At 66.8% G+C, this 20073-nt stretch carries 26 protein-coding genes; 21 read left to right on the top strand and 5 right to left on the bottom strand.

Translation table 11 applies throughout. The annotated features are described in order from the left end of the window. Nucleotides 1-11: 11 nt before the first annotated feature. On the bottom strand, nucleotides 12-716 hold the full coding sequence (locus tag ACFXGJ_RS15330) for a Rieske (2Fe-2S) protein (protein ID WP_378621323.1): 705 nt from the start codon (nucleotides 714-716) through the stop codon (nucleotides 12-14). After that, nucleotides 713-1288 (bottom strand): RNA polymerase sigma factor, encoded by a 576-nt coding sequence (locus tag ACFXGJ_RS15325; RefSeq protein ID WP_378621320.1) that lies wholly within the window; start codon nucleotides 1286-1288, stop codon nucleotides 713-715. Before ACFXGJ_RS15325 ends, ACFXGJ_RS15330 begins: the two co-directional genes overlap by 4 nt. Nucleotides 1289-1570: 282 nt before the next feature. On the opposite strand from ACFXGJ_RS15325, the gene ACFXGJ_RS15320 reads away from it, so the two are divergent. Beyond that, nucleotides 1571-1888, top strand: coding sequence for a hypothetical protein (locus ACFXGJ_RS15320; protein WP_378621317.1), 318 nt, complete (start codon nucleotides 1571-1573; stop codon nucleotides 1886-1888). 12 nt (nucleotides 1889-1900) lie between these two features. Here ACFXGJ_RS15320 and ACFXGJ_RS15315 read toward each other — a convergent pair whose 3' ends face one another. Beyond that, nucleotides 1901-2464 carry a TetR/AcrR family transcriptional regulator gene (locus tag ACFXGJ_RS15315; RefSeq protein ID WP_378621314.1) on the bottom strand — a complete coding sequence of 188 codons (564 nt, stop codon included), beginning with the start codon at nucleotides 2462-2464 and terminating at the stop codon, nucleotides 1901-1903. A gap of 280 nt (nucleotides 2465-2744) precedes the next feature. Between ACFXGJ_RS15315 and ACFXGJ_RS15310 the strand changes: the two genes are divergently transcribed. The 10 genes from ACFXGJ_RS15310 (at nucleotide 2745) to ACFXGJ_RS15265 (ending at nucleotide 8828) form a co-directional block, all read left to right on the top strand. Further along, nucleotides 2745-3224: a hypothetical protein gene (locus ACFXGJ_RS15310; RefSeq protein WP_378621312.1), complete on the top strand. Its 480-nt coding sequence runs from the start codon at nucleotides 2745-2747 to the stop codon at nucleotides 3222-3224. Between the two features lie 942 nt (nucleotides 3225-4166). After that, nucleotides 4167-4679 (top strand): methylated-DNA--[protein]-cysteine S-methyltransferase, encoded by a 513-nt coding sequence (locus tag ACFXGJ_RS15305; protein ID WP_378621310.1) that lies wholly within the window; start codon nucleotides 4167-4169, stop codon nucleotides 4677-4679. A gap of 43 nt (nucleotides 4680-4722) precedes the next feature. Next, nucleotides 4723-5217, top strand: coding sequence for an RNA polymerase sigma factor (locus ACFXGJ_RS15300; RefSeq protein ID WP_378621306.1), 495 nt, complete (start codon nucleotides 4723-4725; stop codon nucleotides 5215-5217). Continuing rightward, nucleotides 5214-5828, top strand: a complete 615-nt coding sequence (locus ACFXGJ_RS15295; RefSeq protein WP_378621304.1) for a methylated-DNA--[protein]-cysteine S-methyltransferase — start codon at nucleotides 5214-5216, stop codon at nucleotides 5826-5828. The genes ACFXGJ_RS15300 and ACFXGJ_RS15295 overlap by 4 nt, the downstream gene beginning before the upstream one ends. After that, nucleotides 5825-6556 (top strand): 2OG-Fe(II) oxygenase, encoded by a 732-nt coding sequence (locus ACFXGJ_RS15290; protein WP_378621300.1) that lies wholly within the window; start codon nucleotides 5825-5827, stop codon nucleotides 6554-6556. Before ACFXGJ_RS15295 ends, ACFXGJ_RS15290 begins: the two co-directional genes overlap by 4 nt. Next, nucleotides 6553-6843, top strand: a complete 291-nt coding sequence (locus tag ACFXGJ_RS15285) for an Ada metal-binding domain-containing protein (protein ID WP_378621298.1) — start codon at nucleotides 6553-6555, stop codon at nucleotides 6841-6843. The genes ACFXGJ_RS15290 and ACFXGJ_RS15285 overlap by 4 nt, the downstream gene beginning before the upstream one ends. Continuing rightward, on the top strand, nucleotides 6831-7361 hold the full coding sequence (locus ACFXGJ_RS15280) for a hypothetical protein (protein ID WP_378621296.1): 531 nt from the start codon (nucleotides 6831-6833) through the stop codon (nucleotides 7359-7361). The genes ACFXGJ_RS15285 and ACFXGJ_RS15280 overlap by 13 nt, the downstream gene beginning before the upstream one ends. Beyond that, complete coding sequence (locus ACFXGJ_RS15275; RefSeq protein WP_378621294.1) at nucleotides 7358-8047, top strand: alpha-ketoglutarate-dependent dioxygenase AlkB family protein; 690 nt, start codon at nucleotides 7358-7360, stop codon at nucleotides 8045-8047. Before ACFXGJ_RS15280 ends, ACFXGJ_RS15275 begins: the two co-directional genes overlap by 4 nt. Continuing rightward, nucleotides 8044-8643 (top strand): DNA-3-methyladenine glycosylase I, encoded by a 600-nt coding sequence (locus ACFXGJ_RS15270; RefSeq protein ID WP_378621292.1) that lies wholly within the window; start codon nucleotides 8044-8046, stop codon nucleotides 8641-8643. Before ACFXGJ_RS15275 ends, ACFXGJ_RS15270 begins: the two co-directional genes overlap by 4 nt. Then, nucleotides 8640-8828: a hypothetical protein gene (locus tag ACFXGJ_RS15265; RefSeq protein WP_378621290.1), complete on the top strand. Its 189-nt coding sequence runs from the start codon at nucleotides 8640-8642 to the stop codon at nucleotides 8826-8828. Before ACFXGJ_RS15270 ends, ACFXGJ_RS15265 begins: the two co-directional genes overlap by 4 nt. A 420-nt stretch (nucleotides 8829-9248) precedes the next feature. Here the strand turns inward: ACFXGJ_RS15265 and ACFXGJ_RS15260 are convergent, their stop codons facing one another. Further along, complete coding sequence (locus ACFXGJ_RS15260; protein WP_378621289.1) at nucleotides 9249-9599, bottom strand: hypothetical protein; 351 nt, start codon at nucleotides 9597-9599, stop codon at nucleotides 9249-9251. 433 nt (nucleotides 9600-10032) lie between these two features. Here ACFXGJ_RS15260 and ACFXGJ_RS15255 point away from each other — a divergent pair, with 433 nt between their 5' ends. From ACFXGJ_RS15255 to ACFXGJ_RS15230, 6 genes are all read left to right on the top strand, one after another. Continuing rightward, on the top strand, nucleotides 10033-10728 hold the full coding sequence (locus tag ACFXGJ_RS15255) for an alpha/beta fold hydrolase (protein ID WP_378621287.1): 696 nt from the start codon (nucleotides 10033-10035) through the stop codon (nucleotides 10726-10728). 148 nt (nucleotides 10729-10876) lie between these two features. Then, nucleotides 10877-11746: an oxidoreductase gene (locus ACFXGJ_RS15250; protein ID WP_378621349.1), complete on the top strand. Its 870-nt coding sequence runs from the start codon at nucleotides 10877-10879 to the stop codon at nucleotides 11744-11746. A gap of 44 nt (nucleotides 11747-11790) precedes the next feature. Further along, on the top strand, nucleotides 11791-12504 hold the full coding sequence (locus ACFXGJ_RS15245; protein ID WP_378621285.1) for a dienelactone hydrolase family protein: 714 nt from the start codon (nucleotides 11791-11793) through the stop codon (nucleotides 12502-12504). Nucleotides 12505-12666: 162 nt separating this feature from the next. Next, entirely contained in the window at nucleotides 12667-13089 is a 423-nt protein-coding gene (locus tag ACFXGJ_RS15240) for a VOC family protein (RefSeq protein ID WP_378621283.1), read from the top strand. A gap of 101 nt (nucleotides 13090-13190) precedes the next feature. After that, nucleotides 13191-13607, top strand: a complete 417-nt coding sequence (locus ACFXGJ_RS15235) for an isocitrate lyase/phosphoenolpyruvate mutase family protein (protein ID WP_378621281.1) — start codon at nucleotides 13191-13193, stop codon at nucleotides 13605-13607. After that, nucleotides 13607-14758, top strand: coding sequence for an acetyl-CoA C-acetyltransferase (locus ACFXGJ_RS15230; protein WP_378621279.1), 1152 nt, complete (start codon nucleotides 13607-13609; stop codon nucleotides 14756-14758). The genes ACFXGJ_RS15235 and ACFXGJ_RS15230 overlap by 1 nt, the downstream gene beginning before the upstream one ends. A gap of 665 nt (nucleotides 14759-15423) precedes the next feature. Here ACFXGJ_RS15230 and ACFXGJ_RS15225 read toward each other — a convergent pair. After that, nucleotides 15424-16803, bottom strand: coding sequence for a rhodanese-like domain-containing protein (locus ACFXGJ_RS15225; protein ID WP_378621277.1), 1380 nt, complete (start codon nucleotides 16801-16803; stop codon nucleotides 15424-15426). A gap of 146 nt (nucleotides 16804-16949) precedes the next feature. Between ACFXGJ_RS15225 and ACFXGJ_RS15220 the strand changes: the two genes are divergently transcribed. From ACFXGJ_RS15220 to ACFXGJ_RS15205, 4 genes are all read left to right on the top strand, one after another. Beyond that, nucleotides 16950-17264, top strand: a complete 315-nt coding sequence (locus ACFXGJ_RS15220) for a rhodanese-like domain-containing protein (protein WP_378621275.1) — start codon at nucleotides 16950-16952, stop codon at nucleotides 17262-17264. After that, on the top strand, nucleotides 17261-18568 hold the full coding sequence (locus tag ACFXGJ_RS15215; RefSeq protein WP_378621274.1) for an MFS transporter: 1308 nt from the start codon (nucleotides 17261-17263) through the stop codon (nucleotides 18566-18568). The genes ACFXGJ_RS15220 and ACFXGJ_RS15215 overlap by 4 nt, the downstream gene beginning before the upstream one ends. Nucleotides 18569-18817: 249 nt before the next feature. After that, nucleotides 18818-19279 (top strand): GtrA family protein, encoded by a 462-nt coding sequence (locus ACFXGJ_RS15210; protein ID WP_378621272.1) that lies wholly within the window; start codon nucleotides 18818-18820, stop codon nucleotides 19277-19279. Between the two features lie 159 nt (nucleotides 19280-19438). Then, the coding region (locus ACFXGJ_RS15205; RefSeq protein WP_378621270.1) for an MMPL family transporter at nucleotides 19439-20073 on the top strand (635 nt) is incomplete at its 3' end.

Raw genomic sequence — 20073 nt, 5'->3', positions numbered from 1 at the left:
CACCGTGTGGGTCAGGCAGGCTCGGTGGGCGCGAATACCTCGATCGTGCCGCCAGTCTCGCGGATCTGCAGACTCGGCAGCGGCGCGGGAGCGACGGGCAGCTGGTGGGCGAGCACCTGCCCGTTGGTCGAGAACGAGGTCACGTGGCACGGGCACCGCAGCGTGGCGGCGGGCGCGTCCAACCAGAGCCGGCAGCCTTGATGAGTGCAGACCCCGGACACCGCCGCTGGCTGACCGTCGACGCGGCGCACGAACCCGTTGATCGTGCCGAGATCGAACGCGACCGTGGCGCCGTCTGGGACGTCGGCACTGGCGGCGACAGCCCGCCACGCCCCGTTGGTCGGCGCCAGGGTCGACTCGGTCGCCGGTGGACCCTGTTCCTTCTCCGCTGCGATTCCGCCGAAGATCGTGTGATCGACGACGGCGCCGACAACGGCCGCCGCCGCGACCGAGCCCCCGATCAGCACCTGCCTGCGCGATGTCGAACCCCCACCGGTATCGGAGTCCTCGGTCGCGAGTTCGTCGACGTCGGCGGCGATGCGCTGCTGCAGATCGGCGAGGAAGGACTCGCTAGGTGCATCGGCGCCCGGCCTGGCCGCGCGCAGCGTGATCGCAGCGCGCATCTGCTCGGCGTCGGACTCGTCCGGGTGGAACGATCGTGGCCGCCGCCCGGCCAGCAGGTCTTCGACGTATCGACGAACCTCTCTGCCGCTCACTGTGCACCTCCTTCGCTGAGCCGCGCCGCCATCTGCAGTGCCCGGTGCTGCAATACTTTCGCATTCGTGACGCTGACCCCCAGATCGGTCGCTGCATCGCGCACAGACAGCCCCTGCAGGAACCTCAGCTCCAGGATGCGCCGGTATCGGGCCGGAAGCCGGTCCAGCAACACGTGCGCGCGCGTCTCGGCCTTCGTGTTCACGGCCGGTTCACTGGTCGGTTCGGCGGCAAAATCGTCGTCGATGGTGGTGATCTCACGGCCCATCCGGGTACGCCAGTACCCGGCCAGCGCTGTCCGCGCGGTCGCACGTAGATACCCGCGCACCTCTGGAATGCTCGCCGACATCCGCAATGGCCGCAGTGCCGCCATGAACACCTCTGCGGTCAGATCCTCCGCGTCCGCGCGGTTACCGACACGAGCGAACATCAGGCCGTACACCCAGGCCACGTTGTCTCGGTACACCGACTCCCAGTCGGGATAGCCGTCACCGGACACCAGCCGCAGCTCCCGCCCCCGGTCCCGCCCCCGCTCCTGGGTGTGCCGGGGCCCGGATTCCGACCGTCCCGCCATGACGCGTTGCCTTCCGAGTCCGCCACCGACGCATCGTCACGCCTACCAGTAGATAGCACCCGCGGTTACAGCACCGTCGATTCGGCCGAACCACCCCGACCACGATGGGCGGCCCTCACTGCCGCTCTGGCCAAACTCCGGACGATCAAGCACGTCGCCGGCATTCCGCGTGAACCGACCTGAACCCGCACACAGATCACTCGCCTCCTCGGCGATGACACGCTCACCTCGATCGAGACGCAGACTGTCGACGGCGAACGGACAACGCTATCGGCAACCCGCGTGTTCGCCTGCATCGGCGGCGAAGCGAACATCGAGTGGGCACAAGAGATCCCCGACCTCATCCGCGATGCCAACGGACTCTTCCTCGCAGGAAGCGACTTGACCGACGACATGCTGCACCGGGTGTGGACCCGTGACCGCCGGTCCTTCGACCTGGAAGCCAGCACACCCGGCTTCTGCGCCATCGGCGACGTCCGGCACGGCCCCATAAAACGTGTCGCCTCCGCGGTCGGCGAAGGTGCCCTCGCCGTCAGCTACGTGCACCGTTCCTCGCCGGCGAGTGACGTGAACTGGAGCCCACGCCGTCGCCAGCAATGAGCGACCTCGGCGTCAGTTCGTCGGTAGCGTCCTGGCCTGATCCACGAGATTGTCCGCGACGATGTCGAACACCTCAATGCTGCGCTCGGCCCGGGCGAGCACAACCGCACCCTCCGCCGAGGCGACGGCGATCGTCGCGAACTTGGCCGCAGCATCGACGGTGACTCCGGAACCGCTGAGTAGTTCGGTGAGTTTGGCGCGCGACGCCCTGAAGACCGCGCGCGCCCGATCGATGAGCTCATCTACGTCGGCGGACACTGTGATAGCAAGAACCGGGCACCCAGCCTTCATGTCCGATCGGATCAAAGTGTGTCGCCAGAATTGCAGGAATCCGCCGACAATCATCTCGGGCTTGGCGCCGACGAAGGTGTCCATCCACTCGACGTAGCGACGACCGGTGAGATCGACTGCGGCGGCAATCATCTCGTCCTTCCCGCCTGGGAAGTGATGGTAGATCGACCCGCGCGGAGCCCCGGTGGCTTCGATGACGTCTGTCAACAACGTCCCCTGGAACCCCTTCGTGGCCAGTAGCTCAATCGCGCCTTCGACCATCTTTTCACGCGTGTTGTGAGCCACCGTCGACCCCTCTTCAGGCCCAGTTCTTCGACGCTTGTGAACACAATCATGACGGCGGAATTCTTCCAGGGAATTCCTCCGGATCGTCATCGACAGGCGCGTGATTGGTTCCGGATTGCCGGACCACGCCTCGCCGGAATGCGTCCTGACATGGCCAGCACGATCACGTTGAGCCGTCGTCCTCTTTCGCGATGCTCTCGCAAGTGGTGTTCTGGATGTGCCGTCACCGACCTCGGCCATTTGTGCCGGAGCGAAGATTCCAAGTGTCAAGGAAGGCGCCATGACCACGATCCATCTCCATAAGACGACCACCGCGACGCCCGACCAGTTCCTGGCCGGTCTCACCGACTTCGGACCGGGTCGCGAGGAGCTCTTCGGCAACAGTTCTGACAGCTATCTCGAGGTGCATCACGAAGGACCCCACGACGCCGATGTCACGGAAGGCTCGAGCGGTATCTGGGAACGCCTGCACTACGACTGGACCGATCCCCATCACGTGGTCATGACGACCACCGACTCCAACTTGTGGGGTGGCGCCTCGGGCCACACCTACACCCTCACCCAGTTGCCCTCGGGTGGAACCGACGTGGACGCCGTCGTGGTCCGCGACGGCAAGAACCTCAGGGGACGGCTGCTCGCGATAGTGCTCGGACTTTTCGGCACCCGCGTCTTGGGAAAGACGTTCACGAAGTCCGTCGAGGCCATCGAGGCTCGCAACGGCGGCGCGACTGGAAAGAACATGCAGACGCCGGAAGAGTGAACTGGTGACGGAGGTTGACAGCTTCCGGCGGCAAGTAGCGAAACGGCTCTGGCGCACCATGCGCGACGACCTCGAACGGTGACTGACGATCCCTCTGACGGCTTGAGCACGGAGTGGGCGACAGTGGGGTTCGGCGAAGACCTCGCCAGCGACGTTCGCGACTATCAGCCGATCCAGATGCGCTGCGCCGGATGCTGATGGCGAGGACAGGCGGTCGCTGCAGCACGATCTGCGCCGGCGCCGAGCCCCTGTGTGGCGCGACCAGCGCCGTTGACGTACCCGATCAGGCCTGGAGGAACACGAATCGATCAGGCAGCTTCGATCCGGAATACCGCAATTCGGTCCGCCGCGGCCGCGACAGAATCGGGGTCAGAATTTTCGACCAGCCCGGAATCAACGAGCAATTTGCCGACCCGCGCCGGACTATGTGCAACGCCCATCTGGTTCCGGGCTGTCGGCCGCAGACATCGACGGCAGCTAGCCAGCTCATCAATTCTTGCGGCGGCAATCTATTGAACACCAACCTCGATCGGGACTGCCCCACCTCAGTTGACTCGTGGGTTGAGTGGTTCAGTCGTGATCCACCGACCTCCACCATCGCTGCCTATCTCGCCACTCAGCGGCAGCAAATCGAATACCTACGCTCACTGAGCAGGAAACGGTGCGGGTCGATGCTTCCCAGGAGTCAGCCCCATCGACCCGCACCGACTCGACTGCCCGGCGTTCGAACGAGATTCCTACTTGACGAACACAGAGGAACCGCCGGGCTACCCGCCCAGAGGCTAGGTCGATCATCGGGTGCAACTCCGGTGGGCACCTTCGAAGATCTCCGACATGTGGGGCCAAGAGCTGTTGACATAGCCACCCCGACCTCCATCTGGTGTATCTCACGTCTGACTGTCTTCTTTCGTCTACCCGTCAGACATGAGAAAGGACATGCAGATGAACACCCGACACATCGTGGTTGACAGCGACCTCGGCTCGATCACCGTCGTCGCCCGGGGTGACGCGATCGGCGGTCTGTACTTCCGCCATCACATTCGACGTCCCTCGTCGGAGACTTTCGGTCCGGAGGTGTCCACCGCCGACGATCGACTTCTCGATGAGGCGAGTCGTCAGTTGCGTGACTACCTGGCCGGCCGGCGATGCGAGTTCGATCTGCCGCTGATCGCCGACGGTGACACGTTTCAGAATTCCGTGTGGCGCATCGTGCAGACGATCCCCTTCGGTTCGACGATCACGTACGGGCGCATCGCCGAACGACTCGGGGATCGCCTTCTTGCGCAGAGGGTCGGGCAGGCCGTCGGGGCGAACCCTCTGTGCATCTTCGTGCCGTGCCATCGGGTCGTCGGGTCCAGCGGTTCCCTGACCGGCTACGCCGGGGGGCTCGAGCGCAAGCGGGCACTGCTCGAACTCGAGGAGCCGGCACCCGTGAGTGCCGGACGCCTGTTCTGATCGCAAATCTCACACATTCGGTGACGATTGCGTCTTCTGTGGGATGGACATGAAACTGCCGTTTGAGAATGTGGTCGCGCAGCACGGCGCAACCGTGCTGCGCGTCTGCCGCGTGGTCCTTGGCCCGCATGACGCGGACGATGCCTGGTCGGAGACGTTCCTCTCCGCAATGAAGGCGTATCCGGATCTGCCGGAGATCGCGAACGTCGAAGCCTGGTTGGTGACGATCGCGCACCGGAAGTCCATCGACGTGCTGCGGGCGGCGAAACGCAATCCACTGCCCGTCGACGAGGTGCCGGAGGCACCGACCCGCGCCAGTCCGCCGAGCACGGAGGACGAGGACCTGTGGGTTGCCGTTCGCCGGTTGCCGAACAAACAACGCCAAGCCATCGCGTACCGCTACGTGGCCGGCCTGACCTACGCCGACATCGCGCAAGTCCTCGGCGGCACCGTCGACGCGGCACGACGCGCCGCCGCAGACGGACTCAAGAACCTACGCAAGAGCTATCCGGGCGCCACCGTGAAAGGAGAATCATGAACGACACCCGCAACGACAGCCACATCATCGACAACTTGCAGGCGCCCGTCGACGCCGAACTGCTGGACCGGCTGCACCAGCGACTGGAGCAGCAGGCCGAGCACGCCGACCTCCTGGATGTCGCCTACACCACCGTCGACTCCCCGGTAGGACAACTCCTCCTCGCGGCCACCCCACGCGGCCTGATCCGCGTGGCGTACGCCAACGAGGACCACGAGAAGGTGCTCGCGACGCTCACACACAAGGTGAGCCCCCGCATCCTGCGGGCCCCGCGGCGGCTCGACACCGTCGCACGCGAACTCGACGAGTACTTCAGCAAGCGCCGACAGTCCTTCGACCTCGATCTCGACTTGTCCCTGTCACACGGGTTCCGGCAGCTGGTGCAACAGCACCTGCCGGAGATCGGCTACGGACAGACCCGTAGCTACCGCGAAGTGGCCGAGCTGGTCGGGAACCCGAAGGCCGTGCGGGCCGTCGGCACGGCCTGCGCGACCAACCCGCTGCCGGTCGTCGTGCCGTGCCACCGGGTGCTGCGCACAGACGGAACGCTGGGCGGCTACATCGGGGGCCTCGCAGCCAAGACGACCCTGCTGGAATTGGAGGCGGCATGAATCCCACGACGACGCCCGCCGATCCCTGGCGGACTCGAGTGGAATCCGGCGACTGGGACGCGATCACACGAGAGGTCGACCAGTACGGCGGCGCCCTGTTGCCGCAGCTCCTCAACCCGGACGAGACCAACGAGATCCGCGGCCTCTACGACCGGGACGAGTTGTTCCGCAGCACCGTCACCATGGGCCGCCACCGGTTCGGCGAGGGGGAGTACCGCTACTTCCGGTCGCCCTACCCCGAGGCGGTCGAACGGTTGAAGCAGGCGCTGTACCCGCGGCTGCTGCCGATCGCCCGCGACTGGTGGAGCAAGCTCGGCCGGCCCGCGCCGTGGCCGGACACCCTCGACGAGTGGCTGCAGATGTGCCATGACGCGGGCCAACGCAAGTCCACGGCCATCCTGCTGCGCTACCGGGAGAAGGACTGGAACGCGCTGCACCGCGACCTGTACGGCGACCTCGTGTTCCCGCTGCAGGTGGTCGTCAACCTGAACGAGCCCGGTGTCGATCACACCGGCGGCGAGTTCCTCCTGCTCGAACAACGACCGCGCGCCCAGTCGCGCGGCACCGCGACACTGCTGCCCCACGGGCACGGCTACCTGTTCACCACCCGCGACCGACCGGTGAAGTCCACGCGCGGCTGGTCGGCAGCGCCGGTACGTCACGGCGTCTCCGCGATCCGCTCGGGTGAGCGCCACACGCTTGCCCTCGTCTTCCACGACGCGGCGTGACCGACCCGGCGAAGACCTACACCCTGACCGGCGCCGACGGCCGCCCCCACCAGTCCCGCGCGAAGGGACTGTGGGGCGGCCACGGCGGCACGAAGATATACGGCCGCATGGACTGCCCGACCGCGCTCCGCGCGATCGCCCGCGGCGGCTACACCCACGACCGCGTGTTCTTCGCCGACGAGGCCACCGCGGTCGCCGCCGGCTACCGACCGTGCTGTGCCTGCTGCCACGACAAGTACGTGGCGTGGAAGATCGCCCGGCAGAACGGACAACGATGGACACCCTGACCAGCCCACTCCTCGACCCGGCGCACCGCCACGAGACCGCCCCGGACCCGGCCGCGACCGACGCTGAGCTCACCGCGCTGATCGACCTCGCCGTGGCCCGCCGAGTAGGCACCGTCGCCATCGGGTCGGGTCGCACCCCCTCCGCTGTCGCCGCGGCCGCCGCCCTCACACGCCGCTGGACAGCCACCGGTGGCAACGTCTCAGCGACGGTGACCTGGCCCGAAACCGCGGCCTCCTGGCTGCGGCAGGCACGGCGGTTCTGCCACCCCGAGCCCGACCTCTGGATCATGACCGGCCCGCCGACGGGATGGGCGCAGATGACCCGCCGGCTGCTGTGGTCCACGAACTGGGACCCCGCACGAACCCTCGCTACCGTGGAGATCGGCACACCGGGCAGCCTCGAACTCGTCGGCCGCGGCCACCTCGAAGGGCTCACCGGCGCCACCGCCGACGGCGCCACCTGGACCGTCTCGGGGCGACAGTTGTGGCGTCGGACTCTTCCCGTGGGGGAACGATGACCCTGTTCACCCCCGGCCTCGGCGGTCGCGCCGCCCGTGAACTCGCCCCCGGCGCGGTCCACGTCCCCGACTGGCTCACCACCGAGCAGCAGGCACGGATCGTCGATCAGTTCCACCACTGGACGGCGGGTCCCGTACCGATACGAGCCGCGAGGGTCCGTGGACACGAGATGAGCGTGCGCACAGTGTGTCTGGGCTGGCACTGGCAGCCCTACCGGTACACACGCAACGCGACCGATGTCAACGGAGCCCGCGTCCTACCGTTCCCCGGCTGGATGATCCGCCTCGGCCGGCGCGCCCTGGCGGCGACCGGCCACGACCGGCACACCGTGAACGCCTACACACCCGATGCGGCGCTGGTGGACTTCTACGACCAGGCTGCTCGCCTCGGCATGCACCAGGACAAGGACGAACGGTCCCTGGCCCCGGTGGTGTCGCTCGCCGTCGGCGACAGTTGCACCTTCCGATTCGGCAACACCGACAGCCGCAACAGGCCCTACACCGACCTGCTGCTCGCCTCCGGTGACTTGTTCGTCTTCGGCGGCCCCTCACGCCTGGCGTACCACGGCGTCACCGCGATTCACGCGGACACCGCACCCGCCGACGTCGGGCTCGCCGGCGGCCGCATCAACATCACGATGCGCACGACAGGACTGACCGACCGGCCCGCGCAGGGGCCATCATGACCGATCCCGCCGTCGTCATCGGCGCCGACGGACTCGCCCGACCCGCCTGGGCCGCCGTCGACCCACTGCTGCGCGGGTACTACGACACCGAGTGGGGCATGCCCGTCACCGACGAGCACGGCGTCTTCGAACGCATCAGTCTGGAGGCGTTCCAGGCCGGCCTGTCCTGGGCGACGATCCTGCGCAAACGCCCCGCATTCCGCGCGGCCTTCGACAACTTCCATCCCGACGAAGTCGCCGCCTACACCGACACCGACGTCGAACGCCTCCTCGCCGACGCGGGCATCGTCCGCAACCGGCAGAAGGTCGAAGCCACCATCACCAACGCCCGTGCCACCCTCCGGCTGCGCGACGAGACGGACCTGGCCGATCTGGTGTGGTCGTTCAAACCCGAAACCACTCCACGACCAAGGGCATTCGCCGAGATCCCCACAAATTCCGCGGAGTCGGCGGCCCTGGCCAAGGAACTGAGACGCAGAGGGTTCGTCTTCGTCGGACCGACCACCATGTACGCCCTGATGGAAGCCATCGGCATCGTCGACACTCACCTGCTGGACTCGCATCGCCGCGGCAGTTCCGCCGTCTGGCCCGAATGACCACAATGAGGCCCGACGCCCCACATCCGCTCGATCCCGAGGCGGCGGTCGCCCTGTTCACAGCACACGCCATACCCGGCGCCGAGCACACCGACCGCGCCACCGCAACGCACACCCGACTTATCAGCACAGCGGATGGTCCCGTCCGCGTAGACATCACACCGGACGACGCCGGCGACGCGTGAAACGGTGAAGCGGACAACGCTGGGGGAGAGGGGATCTCGAGCGGGTCCGTGAGCCGGTCGAACACCTTGTCGTCGGCGATGGCGTCGGGGTTGTTCACGCTGTGGGGGTCCGGCGGGGTGGTGAGCGTGTCGGTCGCTCGTTGCAGGACCCAGTTCTCGGTTTGCGTCCAGTCGAAGTTCTGGAGGTGCTGGATCCAGCAGTTGACGGCAGAAGGTGCGGCGCCGGGCGGTGGGGTGCCGGTGAGAAAGCCGGCGGCCACGGTCCTCCACAGCAGCCCGTGGGATCCCTCGACTTGCAGCAGGTTCAGCACGTCGTCGAGGATCGCGACTTCGCTGAGCTCGTGAAGCCCGAGTTCGCACAGTTCGGACGGGACGTATGAGCCCGCGGGACTCCGCGATGCGTGCCCCGAGTCATGGCCGCTATGCCTCGAGCAGAATACGGGTCGAGGTAGCCTCCACGTCCTGCAGTGGACGGGGGAGGCCTTCGCCGGGCGCGGAGACCTGGAGCGCCGCCCTGTAGCGGAGCCACAGTGCCAGCATCGTCACGCTCACAGACAGATTGAAGCCATAGAGGGCCCACGCGGGCCCAAGAGGAAGACTGAGGACGTAGACGGCGTAGAGAAGATTGCCCGCGTTGCTGAGGATCAGATTTCCCCCGCTATAGGAGGATAGATCTCGGGTGCGGATCGCCTTCAGGATCATCGGCATCGTCGATGCCGCGAAGACTGCTGTCGAAAGAGCCCCTGCGACAACGGGAACACTGCCAGCCATTGCTGATCCCTCCTGTGGTTTGTGGTTCGAGACCGCAGACCTGAGGACGCAGCCCTCGGCCGCCCGCGACATGTAGATGACGTCGGTGTACCGGATTTCGTGAGATTCCCTGCGGAACCAAGTTGAACTTCAGTCGACGACCCAGATAGTTCACCGCTGCATCGATTCGGCATCGATTCCCAGCTCCCCGATGCGAGTACTGCTGACGCCCTAGGTGGCGTCGGCCTCGGCCGCGCGCGTGACGAGGAGCGGAACACGAAGTCCCGAACCCGGCCGCCGGCCTCGGGGACAAACCCTCGAAAACTCGGCCTCGCTGACGTCCTGAGAGGACGATGGTGACTGTGGGGCCGTCCGGCCGCCACGGTTCGAAGACGGAGTACAAACCTAGTCCGGTGCGGATCCGGCTGATTCGTGCCGAGGAAGGGTGCGCATCATGTCGACGCCGACCACACCGAGCATCGTATTCGCCCACGGCTTGTGGGCCGATGGGTCCTGCTTCAGCAAGGTGATACCCGCATTGCAGGCAGACGGTCACGAGGTGGTGTCCACGCAGAACAGCCTCGACACCCTGGAAGGCGATGTCGCCGCGGTCAAGCGGGCGCTGGGCCGGGTCGCAAGCCCGGCCGTTCTCGTCGGGCATTCGTACGGTGGCACCGTCATCACGGCGGCGGGAACCGACGACCGCGTCGCGGGGCTCGTCTACATCGCCGCGCTCGCCCCGGACGAGGATGAGACGTCGCAGAGCCTGCAGGCCAAGTTCCCCTCGACGGATGTGTTCGCGCACATCGAGGTCGCCGAGGGTCGCATCTGGTTGCGATCGGACGGCATCGAGTGCTTCGCGGGCGACCTCTCCGAACAGGAACAGCAGCTCGTCTTTGCAACTCAGGGCGTGCCTGCTGCGGACCTCTTCGACCAGCAGGTCGCCGGCACCGCATGGAAGTCGAAGCCGAGCTGGTACATCGTCGGCAGAAACGACCGCACCGTGCATCCCGAGCTCGAACGCTTCTGCGCGAAACGCATGAACGCCAGCACCTACGAGGCGGACAGCAGCCACGTTCCGATGCTGTCCCAGCCCGACCTGGTGATCGACGTGATCCGCGCCGCAGCGAAATCCTGTATGGGGACATAGCCAGCCTGGAGCAGCGGGACAGCAACCTCCGGCGCCCTGCGTCATCAGAGAGTGTTCACCACCGTCAACGCCACATGCGTCCGCACCCGACCCCGGGCACGAAGCCGGGTCGAGGACCAGAACGCCTATGGAGAATGCCGCCGTGAACATGCCGAGTGATCGATTCCGTCTAGCCGACAAGGTGGTGTGGCGGGTCGGCTACGGCGCAATGCAGCTGGCCGGAGCCGGAGCATTCGGCCCGCCCCGAGACTACGATGAAGCACTCGCAGTGCTCCGCGCGGCCGTCGATGCCGGCGTCGATCACATCGACAGCGCGCACTACTACGGTCCCGCTGTGGTCAACGACCTTATCCGGGAAGCGCTTTCCCCCTATCCCGACGACCTGGCGTTGGTCAGCAAGGTCGGTGGCCGACGCGACGAAACTGGCGCATTCCTGCCCTACAACGACCCTGACCAACTCCGCGCGGGCATCGAAGACAACCTCGCGACGCTCGGTGTCGAGCGTCTGACCGCAGTCAACCTACGACTCCTGGACGACGCCCCAGTGGACGAGAGGTTTGTCGACCAACTCGGCGCTCTCGCGGCCGCGCGGGACGAAGGCTTGATCGCCGGTATCGGGATCAGCAACGTCACCCACCGACATCTCCTGCGGGCCCTTGAAGTCACCGACATCGTCTGTGTACAGAACGCCTACAACCTCGCGGATCGGTCCTCGGAGTCGGTGCTCGACGAGTGCAGTACCCGAGGCATCGCGTTCGTCCCGTTTGGTCCGCTCGGCTGGCCGAGGGACCAACACGATGCGATTCGCACCAATCCGGTCGTCACCGACGTCGCAGCCGGACACGGCGCCACACCCGCCCAGGTTGCTCTCGCCTGGCTACTGGCCATCGCCGAGAACGTGCTGCTGATCCCCGGGACCAGCAGTCGCGGCCACCTCGCCGAAAACCTCGCCGCCGGATCACTGTCGCTGCACGACGACGAGGTCACCCGCCTCACCAGTGCATTCCGCGAACCGTGAGACGCCGAACGAGCCCGCGACCACCATCACGAAAGTGGGGAGCAATGGCCGACATCGACATTGAGACACCCTCCGGAAGCATCGACGCGGTACTGGAGATTCCGTCCGGAGAAGGGCCCTGGCCTGGTGTCGTCGTTATCCACGACGCGTTCGGCCTGCGCGAACCTCACCGTGAGATCGTGCGTCAGATCGCCGACCACGGATACCTGGCGGTCGCGCCCAATCTCTTCGCCCGCGGCGGGATGATTCGCTGCATGCGAGCGGTGATGAACGACCTCATGACCTACGAGGGCCAAGCGTTCGAGGACGTCGCGGCGGCACGGGAGCTGTTGTCGAGGCGGTCCGACTGCACCGGAGCGATCGGCATCGCTGGAATCTGCCTGGGTGGCGGGTTCGCGCTCGTCGCCTCCACGAAAGGCTTCGGCGCATCGGCGCCTTTCTATCCTCCGCCCATGCAGAGAAAGTACGCCGAGATCGGCGACGGCACCTGTCCTATCGTCGCCAGCTTCGGCCAGCGCGATCCGTTCAATCGGGGCAGCGGGAAAAAACTCGACGAAGTCCTGGCGCACAAGGGAATTCCGCACGATGTCAAGACATACCCGAATGCCGGGCACAGCTTCGCCGACCGTGCTCCCTTGCAGGCGGTGTCTCGCATCGCCGGGTTCGGCGAAAACAAGGAGGCCACCGCCGACGCATGGCGGAGGGTGTTCACGTTCTTCGGCCACCACCTGCAGCAACCGATCGACGGGCCGACCTGAGTTCGACGGGATCCGTGACATGGAGCGCCGAATCTTGGGCCTGAACTTCGCGGACATGGGTTTGGCCACCTGGAGGGCGCTTCTCCAGGCGATAGTATTTCTGATGGTCGCCTTCAGAGACTTCGCACACACGAACGCCGCCGCATGGAGCGAGGGCCGGAAATGATCGATCACATCTACATCTCGGTCACCAACGTCGACACGGCATTGGCGTTCTACCTCGAAGCCCTCAGGCCTCTGGGTTGGAGGGGGTTCGGGACCTACCGCGCTTCGTCCGGGCCGGCCAACGTCCCCGACCTCTTCGGCATCGGTGACCCCGTCTACGTCTCCGGTACCGGCGTCGGCTCGAGTATCTGGCTGCGGCAGCGCAATGCCGGTGAGACGGGCCTTTACGTGGGCATCGTGTGTGACAGCAACGATGCCGTCGACGCGGCCTACGCCGCCTCCATCAGGGCCGGTGGGATCGACGACGGACCGCCGGCCGACCGAACCCACTTCGCACCCGGCTATTACGCCGCCAACGTCGCCGACGTCGACGGTAACCGGCTGGAGTTCGTCCACAAGGCCTGGAACCTCCCGCGCTAGACAACGGGCAGGCAGGGTGGAGCAACCGACTCCTGTACCTACATCGCCATTCTCGGGTTGATCAGCGGGATACGGCCGCGCGGGCGGGGGAGAGGTTCTGGATGAAGAACCCGGCGAGCTTCTCGACGCAAGCTGTCGCCGACGGTCGTTCGCTGGTAGAGGCGGATGTGCTCGCCAACGTCGAGCGCATCGTGGCGGCCGCCGACCTGCCCGTCAGCACCGATGTGGAGAACGCGTACGCCGACGATCCCGACGGTGTCCACGCGACGATCACCGAATTCCTCGCCACCGGCATCGTCGGTATCAACCTGGAGGACTCCGGCGCGGCCGAGGGGCCGCTCCACAACACCGCGACTAGTGCAACGCAGGCCAGTATCGGTTGCTTGACAGGAAGCAAAGGGACACCACGAAGTTCGGGTGTCGCGGTCGCTGATCCGATACGGGTCGTCATATGGTTCAATCATCTAACTGAATGGGGGTCACGCCCGCAGCGACCGAGGAAGCGAGGATCCGAGTGATGGCCGAGGCTTACATCGTCGACGCAGTTCGCACGGCAGTCGGGAGGAAGAACGGCGGGTTGTCCACCGTTCACCCGATCGACTTGGGTGCGACCGTGATCCGATCCCTGACAGACCGAATTCCCGTCGACCCGGCGGCAATCGACGACGTCATGCTGGGCTGCGTCGACACCATCGGCGGCCAAGCCGGCAACATCGCCCGCACGGCGGCACTGGCGGCGGGCCTGCCCGAGGAGGTTCCGGGCGTGACTGTCGATCGTCAATGCGGGTCCAGCCAGCAGGCGCTGCACTTCGCGGCCCAGGCGGTGATGAGCGGGACCGCAGACCTGGTCGTGGCGGGCGGGGTGCAGAGCATGAGCCGGATCCCGATCTCCGCGGCGATGACGGCCGGTCGGCAGTACGGATTCGACGACCCGTACGCGGGTTCCGACGACTGGCGCCGCCGCTACGGCACGGAGGAGATCTCCCAGTTCCGCGCGGCCGAACTGATCGCCGAGAAGTGGGCCGTCACCCGCCACCAGATGGAGGAGTGGGCGCTGCGCAGCCACCAGCGCGCACGAGATGCGATCGCCGCCGGACGATTCGACGGCGAGATCGTTCCGGTCGGCTCGTTCGAGGTGGACGAGTGCCCCCGGGACACGAGCCTGGCGAAGATGGCCGCACTCCCACCACTTCGAGAGGGCGGCCGCGTGACCGCGGCCCTCGCGAGCCAGATCTCCGACGGCGCCAGCGCAGTACTCGTCGCGTCCGAGGCGGCGATCAAGACCCACGACCTTGTGCCGCGCGCGAGAATTCACCACCTGAGCGCGCGCGGCGCTGACCCGATCTTCATGCTCACCGCCCCGATTCCGGCGACCGAGTTCGCGCTCAGGAGGACGGGCATGCGCATCGAGGACTTCGACATGTTCGAGACCAACGAGGCATTCGCCTCGGTCGTGCTGGCGTGGCTCGTGGAGACCGGAGCAGACCCGGACCGCGTCAACGTCAACGGCGGCGGAATCGCGCTCGGGCACCCGCTCGGAGCCACCGGAACCAAGCTGTTCACGACGCTCCTGAACGAACTCGAGCGCCGGGGCGGACGATACGGCCTTCAAACGATGTGCGAGGGCGGGGGCACCGCCAACGTTCTCATCGTCGAACGTCTCGGTTGACCTCGCGAAGGTGCGGGCAATTCCGCTGCGCGCCTTCGCGCCCGCCCCGCATCAGGGGCAGGCCACGCGCTCTGGCTCCTGACCAGGATCGATCGCAGCGCGCCAACCACCGTCGTCAATCGTCGTCGGTCACTACCCGGAGAACGAACACCGGCGGGCGGCGCGGCGGCGGCGCGTGCGCGGGGGAGGAGGACGGGCGGCCGGAGGCCAGGTTGTGATCCGTCACCGTAGTTGGCAACTCCTGGCGCTCTGACCTGCGGTGTGACAACTAGGGTGACGATACTTTCGGACTGCCGTCGTCAGGCTAGTTGGCAAATGTGCGTAGATTTTGCTTAGGGAACGAAATGTTGCTCGACGGCCGGTATTGAATTGCAGCGTCCGTGCTGGAGAACTCGGCTGGCGCGCCGGGGGAGAGAGGCGGCAAGCGCGCCTCGTGCCCCCGAACGCCGACTTCTTGCGTCCCGGGCGCTCGCGCGCGTACTCCGCGCACCTGGGAGCATCCGCCATGGATACGGGCGTTGCGCTGCTGGGTCAGGTCGTCGATCTCCGCACGCCCATCGAAGAGATGGAACGTCTGCTGTTGCGATGACCGCCAGAATCCGCCGGTCGTCAAACAGGACACCGACTCACGGTGCAGCGCTACAGTGATGTACTCGGGCTGAAGATCAAGCCAGGGTGTGCTGCTCGGCCCATTCGTTGTACCCGCCGACGAGGTCGCTGACCTGCTCGATACCGTAGGCGCGCAGCAGTGAAGCGGCAACGCTCGAGCGCCATCCGCCCGCGCAGTGCGCGACAATTGGCTTGTCGCTGGGCAGATCGCCGACCCGGGAACGCAACTGTGCCAACGGGATCGGCAACGATCCAGGGATGGTGCCGAATTCGCGTTCGCCGGGGTTGCGGATGTCGACGAGGGTGACCGCGTCGTCGGCGAGCAGCCGGCCGAGTTCCTCGACCGTCGTCCTGGGCGCCACCTGCAGTAGATCTTCCAGCTCAGGGGTGAAGATGTCGTCGCTGTCGACGTTGAAGTACCCGACCGCTTCGTCCGAGCCGATGCGCGCCAGCCGTATCGCAGCCTCCTGTTCCTCGCCGGGGTATGTGATCAGCACGATCCGGTCGCCGATCTCGGCGACCATTCCGCCGGTCTCAGCGAACCGGCCGTCGAAACCGACGTTCACCGACCCGCGCAGGTGTTCGGCGGCGAAGTCGTCGGGGGTACGGGCGTCGAGCACCCGGGTACCAGCGGCCAGTTCGGCGCGCAGCTGCTCTGCAGTGACTGCCGGGATCCGGCGGTCCTGATCGAGCAGGGCCCGGCTGCTCCTGTTCAGGGCGGCGTTGACGTGGAAGTAGTCCGGAACCGCAGGCTGACCGTCGGTGATCAAGGCGACGAACGAGTCTTCGCTCATCGGCTGCACCGACGGATTGGTCCGCCGCTGTTCACCGATCGTCGAAGTCAGTTCCGTGGACAGGTTCTTCCCGCACGACGAGCCGGCACCGTGCGCGGGCATCACTGTCACCGAATCCGGCAGGTTCAACAGCGTCTGGTGGATGGTGCGGTACATGGCCCGCGCGAGATCGGAGCTCGAGCCGTCGCCGAGGTTGACCAGATCAGGGCGACCGACGTCCCCGATGAACATCGAGTCGCCGGTGAGCACGGCCGTCGGGCGAGCTTGGGGGGTCTCCCGCACCAACAGGCTGATCGATTCCCAGGTGTGCCCCGGAGTGGACAGAACTTCGAGCTCGACCTCGCCGAGGGTGACGTGTTCACCGTGCGCGAGGCGGCGAATCGGGTAGTCGGTCTCGGCGGCTTCACCGAACCCGATCCACGCGCCGGTCGCCTCGAGCAGCTCGAGATGGCCAGAGACGAAGTCGGCGTGGAAGTGGGTGTTGATCACCCCTTCGATTGTCAGTCCGTGCCGTCGGGCGTCGTCGAGGTATTCGGTGACGTCACGGCGCGGATCGACGACGATCGCCCGGCCGGTGCTCTCGTCGCCGATCAGGTACGAGGCGTGGGACAGGCATTCGATGTAGTACTGCTCGAGAATCATCACGTTTTCCTTCAGTCGGGTGGCAGGGCTCGCGGCGCCGATGTGGACAGGATGCCAGATACCCCCTAGGGTATGCAAGTACCCCCGGGGGTATACCGCTCCGGAGGGTGGAAACCTGATATCGACACGAAGTCAAGGAGCGAACAATGAGGGAAGTCGATTTCGAATCCTTCGTCGATGCATGGGCATTGGGGGCGCTGGTGGTCGACGTACGGGAGGGCTACGAGTTCGAGCAGGCGCATGTGCCCGGAGCGCTCTGGATTCCCCTCGGCGAGTTGGCCTCCCGGTCAGCAGAGGTCCCCGAAGCGGACGTGGTCTACGTAATCTGCGCGTCCGGCAATCGCAGCCTGTTCGGCGCCGACATTCTCGCGGGCGCGGGCCGGCACGCGGTCTCGGTCGCCGGCGGCACGGGTGAGTGGCTGCGGTCCGGCCGCCCCGGGGAGCGTGGGGGCGGCCGATGAGCGCCGGCGCCACGCCGGCCAGCATCACCGCGCGCGACGTCCCCGCCTCCGGGCGGCGGATCGAGCTGGGGCTGCGCGCCAACGCAGCCCAGTTCGCGCTCCTGGTCGTGGTCAACGCGCTCGTCGGCGGGATGCTCGGCCAGGAGCGGACCGTGCTGCCGCTGATCGGGGAGCAGGAGTTTGGGCTCCGCGCCTACACGGCGGGACTGTCGTTCATCCTCGTCTTCGGGGTCGCCAAGGCCGCCACCAACTACTTCGCGGGGACCTTCTCCGACCGGTTCGGCCGCAAGCCGGTGCTCTTGGCGGGCTGGCTCGTCGCGTTCCCGGTCCCGGCGATGCTGATCTGGGCGCCGTCCTGGTCGTGGGTCATCGCCGCCAACGCGCTCCTCGGGATCAGCCAGGGCCTGACCTGGTCAACGACCGTGGTGATGAAGATCGACCTAGTGGGCCCGGCTCGCCGGGGGCTGGCGATGGGCCTGAACGAGGCCGCCGGATACGCCGCGGTCGCGGTCACCGCGCTGGCCACCGGCTACCTGGCCGAGTCTCACGGGCTGCGGCCCGCGCCGTTCCTGCTCGGCATTGCGTTCGCCGCGCTCGGGCTCGGGCTGTCCACCCTCGCCGTCCGCGAGACGCGCGAACACGCCCGGCTCGAGGCCGCCACTCACCTCGCGCGCGACGACGGCCGCCACGATCACCTCCACGACACCCTCACCGACCGTGAGGTGTTCACCCAGACCAGTTTTCGCGAGCCGGCGCTCTCGTCAGCCAGCCAGGCCGGACTGGTCAACAACCTCAACGACGGTCTCGCCTGGGGACTGTTCCCGATCCTGTTCGCCGCCGCCGGATTGTCTGTCGGAAAGATCGGACTCCTGGCCGCGCTGTACCCGGCGGTGTGGGGCGTCGGCCAGCTGATCACCGGCGCCCTCTCGGACCGGTGGGGGCGCAAATGGCTGATCGCCTCCGGAATGTGGCTGCAGGCGATCGCGCTGGGCCTGATCGCGCTCGGCGACACGTTCGCGGTGTGGGCGGTCGCGGCGGCGATGCTCGGCGCCGGGACCGCGCTGGTCTACCCGACGCTGCTCGCCTCGATCGGCGACGTCGCGTACCCCGCCTGGCGGGCCAGGGCGGTGGGCACCTACCGGCTGTGGCGGGACGGCGGCTTCGCGGTCGGCGCACTGCTCGCCGGCGGCGTCGCGGACCTGCTCGGCGTCCGCGCCGCGGTCTGGATGGTCGCGGCCCTCACCGCGGCATCAGGCGTCGTGGTGGCGGTCCGCATGTACGAGACCCGCCAAGAATCCGTGTGACCACCAACACCTCGAATCCATATACCCCCATGGGTATGGTGAAAGCTGATCTCTAAACTCCGGAGGAGAACCCTATGTGTTACCCAGTCACTTGCTCGACCTGCAAGAAGACGACTTGGGGCGGCTGCGGGGCGCATGTCGACAGCGTCATGAAGTCCGTTCCCGCGTCCCGCCGCTGCGAATGCAAGAAGGACTCCGGGTCCGCCGGCAAGCCGGGACTGTTCGGTCGGCTGCTCGGCCGCTGACCCCGTGACCGTGCGCACCGGGCGGGCCAGACCCGCTCGGGCGGACCACGGCGGGCGGGGCCTTCGTGGTGACGGCTGGGCTGCGCAACTGGCCCGATTCGCGCTCGTCGGCGGCTCCAGCAACGTCCTCTACGCGCTGTCGTTCCTCGTCCTGGCCTCATTCGGCACCTTTCTCGCCAATGCGGTGGGCGTCGTCACGAGCACCGTCCTTTCGAACGAACTGCACCGCCGGCGCACCTTTCGTGCCGCCGATCGGGTGCACTGGTTCGTCGCGCAGTGGGAGGGCGGCGCCGTTGCCGCGCTCGGACTCGTCCTCAGTACCGCCGTCCTGGCGCTGATGGACCGATTGGTCCCGACCGCGACGGGCGTGGCCCAGGCACTCGTCGTGATCGTCGCGAGCGCGGCCGTCGGCGGACTGCGGTTTCTCGTCTTGAGAACCACCATCTTCGCGCCGCCCGACCGCTAGCACCCCAGGTACCCCCCGGGGTATACAAAATACCCACTGGGGTATATGGTTCATGACCGACGGCTCGTGGTTCCGACCGTCCGAGGGCGGTCCCGCGTGAATTTCCCGGGGCGCACTGCGCCCGTTTATATACCCCCACCCGTATAAGGAGGCTCCGAAATGAGCAGCAAGAACGCTGCCGTCGACGATCAGTCGCCGGCGACGACGAAGCAGAAACCGGGAGCCGCCCCGCCGACGGTGCAGGGCGGCGTGCTGGCGCGCATGGGCGCGGTCATGGCCACGCACGCGAAGTGGGTCTTCGGGGTGTGGTTGATCGCCCTGGTCGCGCTCGGGGCCGCCGCCCCGAGTGTGTTCAGTTCACTCGCGGGCGCCGGCTGGCAGGCCAACGGCTCGGAGTCGGTGCAGGTCCGCGAGCTGGCCCAGGAACACTTCGGCGGGAACTCCTCCGCCGCGGTGCAGGTGGTCGTGCACTCGGACACCGCACCGGTCTCCGCCCCCGCCGTCCAGCGCGTCGTCGACGAGGCCACGGCCCTGTTCCAGTCCGACCCGCGGTTCGGTGAGGTGATCGCGCCCCAGCCCGGGATGTCCATCAGCCCGGACGGCCACACCGGCATCCTCATCGCCGGTGCCAACGCCGGCACCGACGACATGGTCAAGGCCGTCGACGAGCTCAAGGGCGAACTCACCGCGCTCGCGGGTGACGGCGTCGAGGTCTACCCCACCGGCGCGTCCGCACTGTGGAGCGACTTCAACAAGGCCAACCACGACGCGATGATCCAGGCCGAGATGTTCTC

The organism is Rhodococcus sp. NPDC059234 (assembly GCF_042754225.1).
GTDB lineage: Bacteria > Actinomycetota > Actinomycetes > Mycobacteriales > Mycobacteriaceae > Rhodococcus_G.
This window is presented reverse-complemented; position numbering and strand designations above follow the sequence as displayed.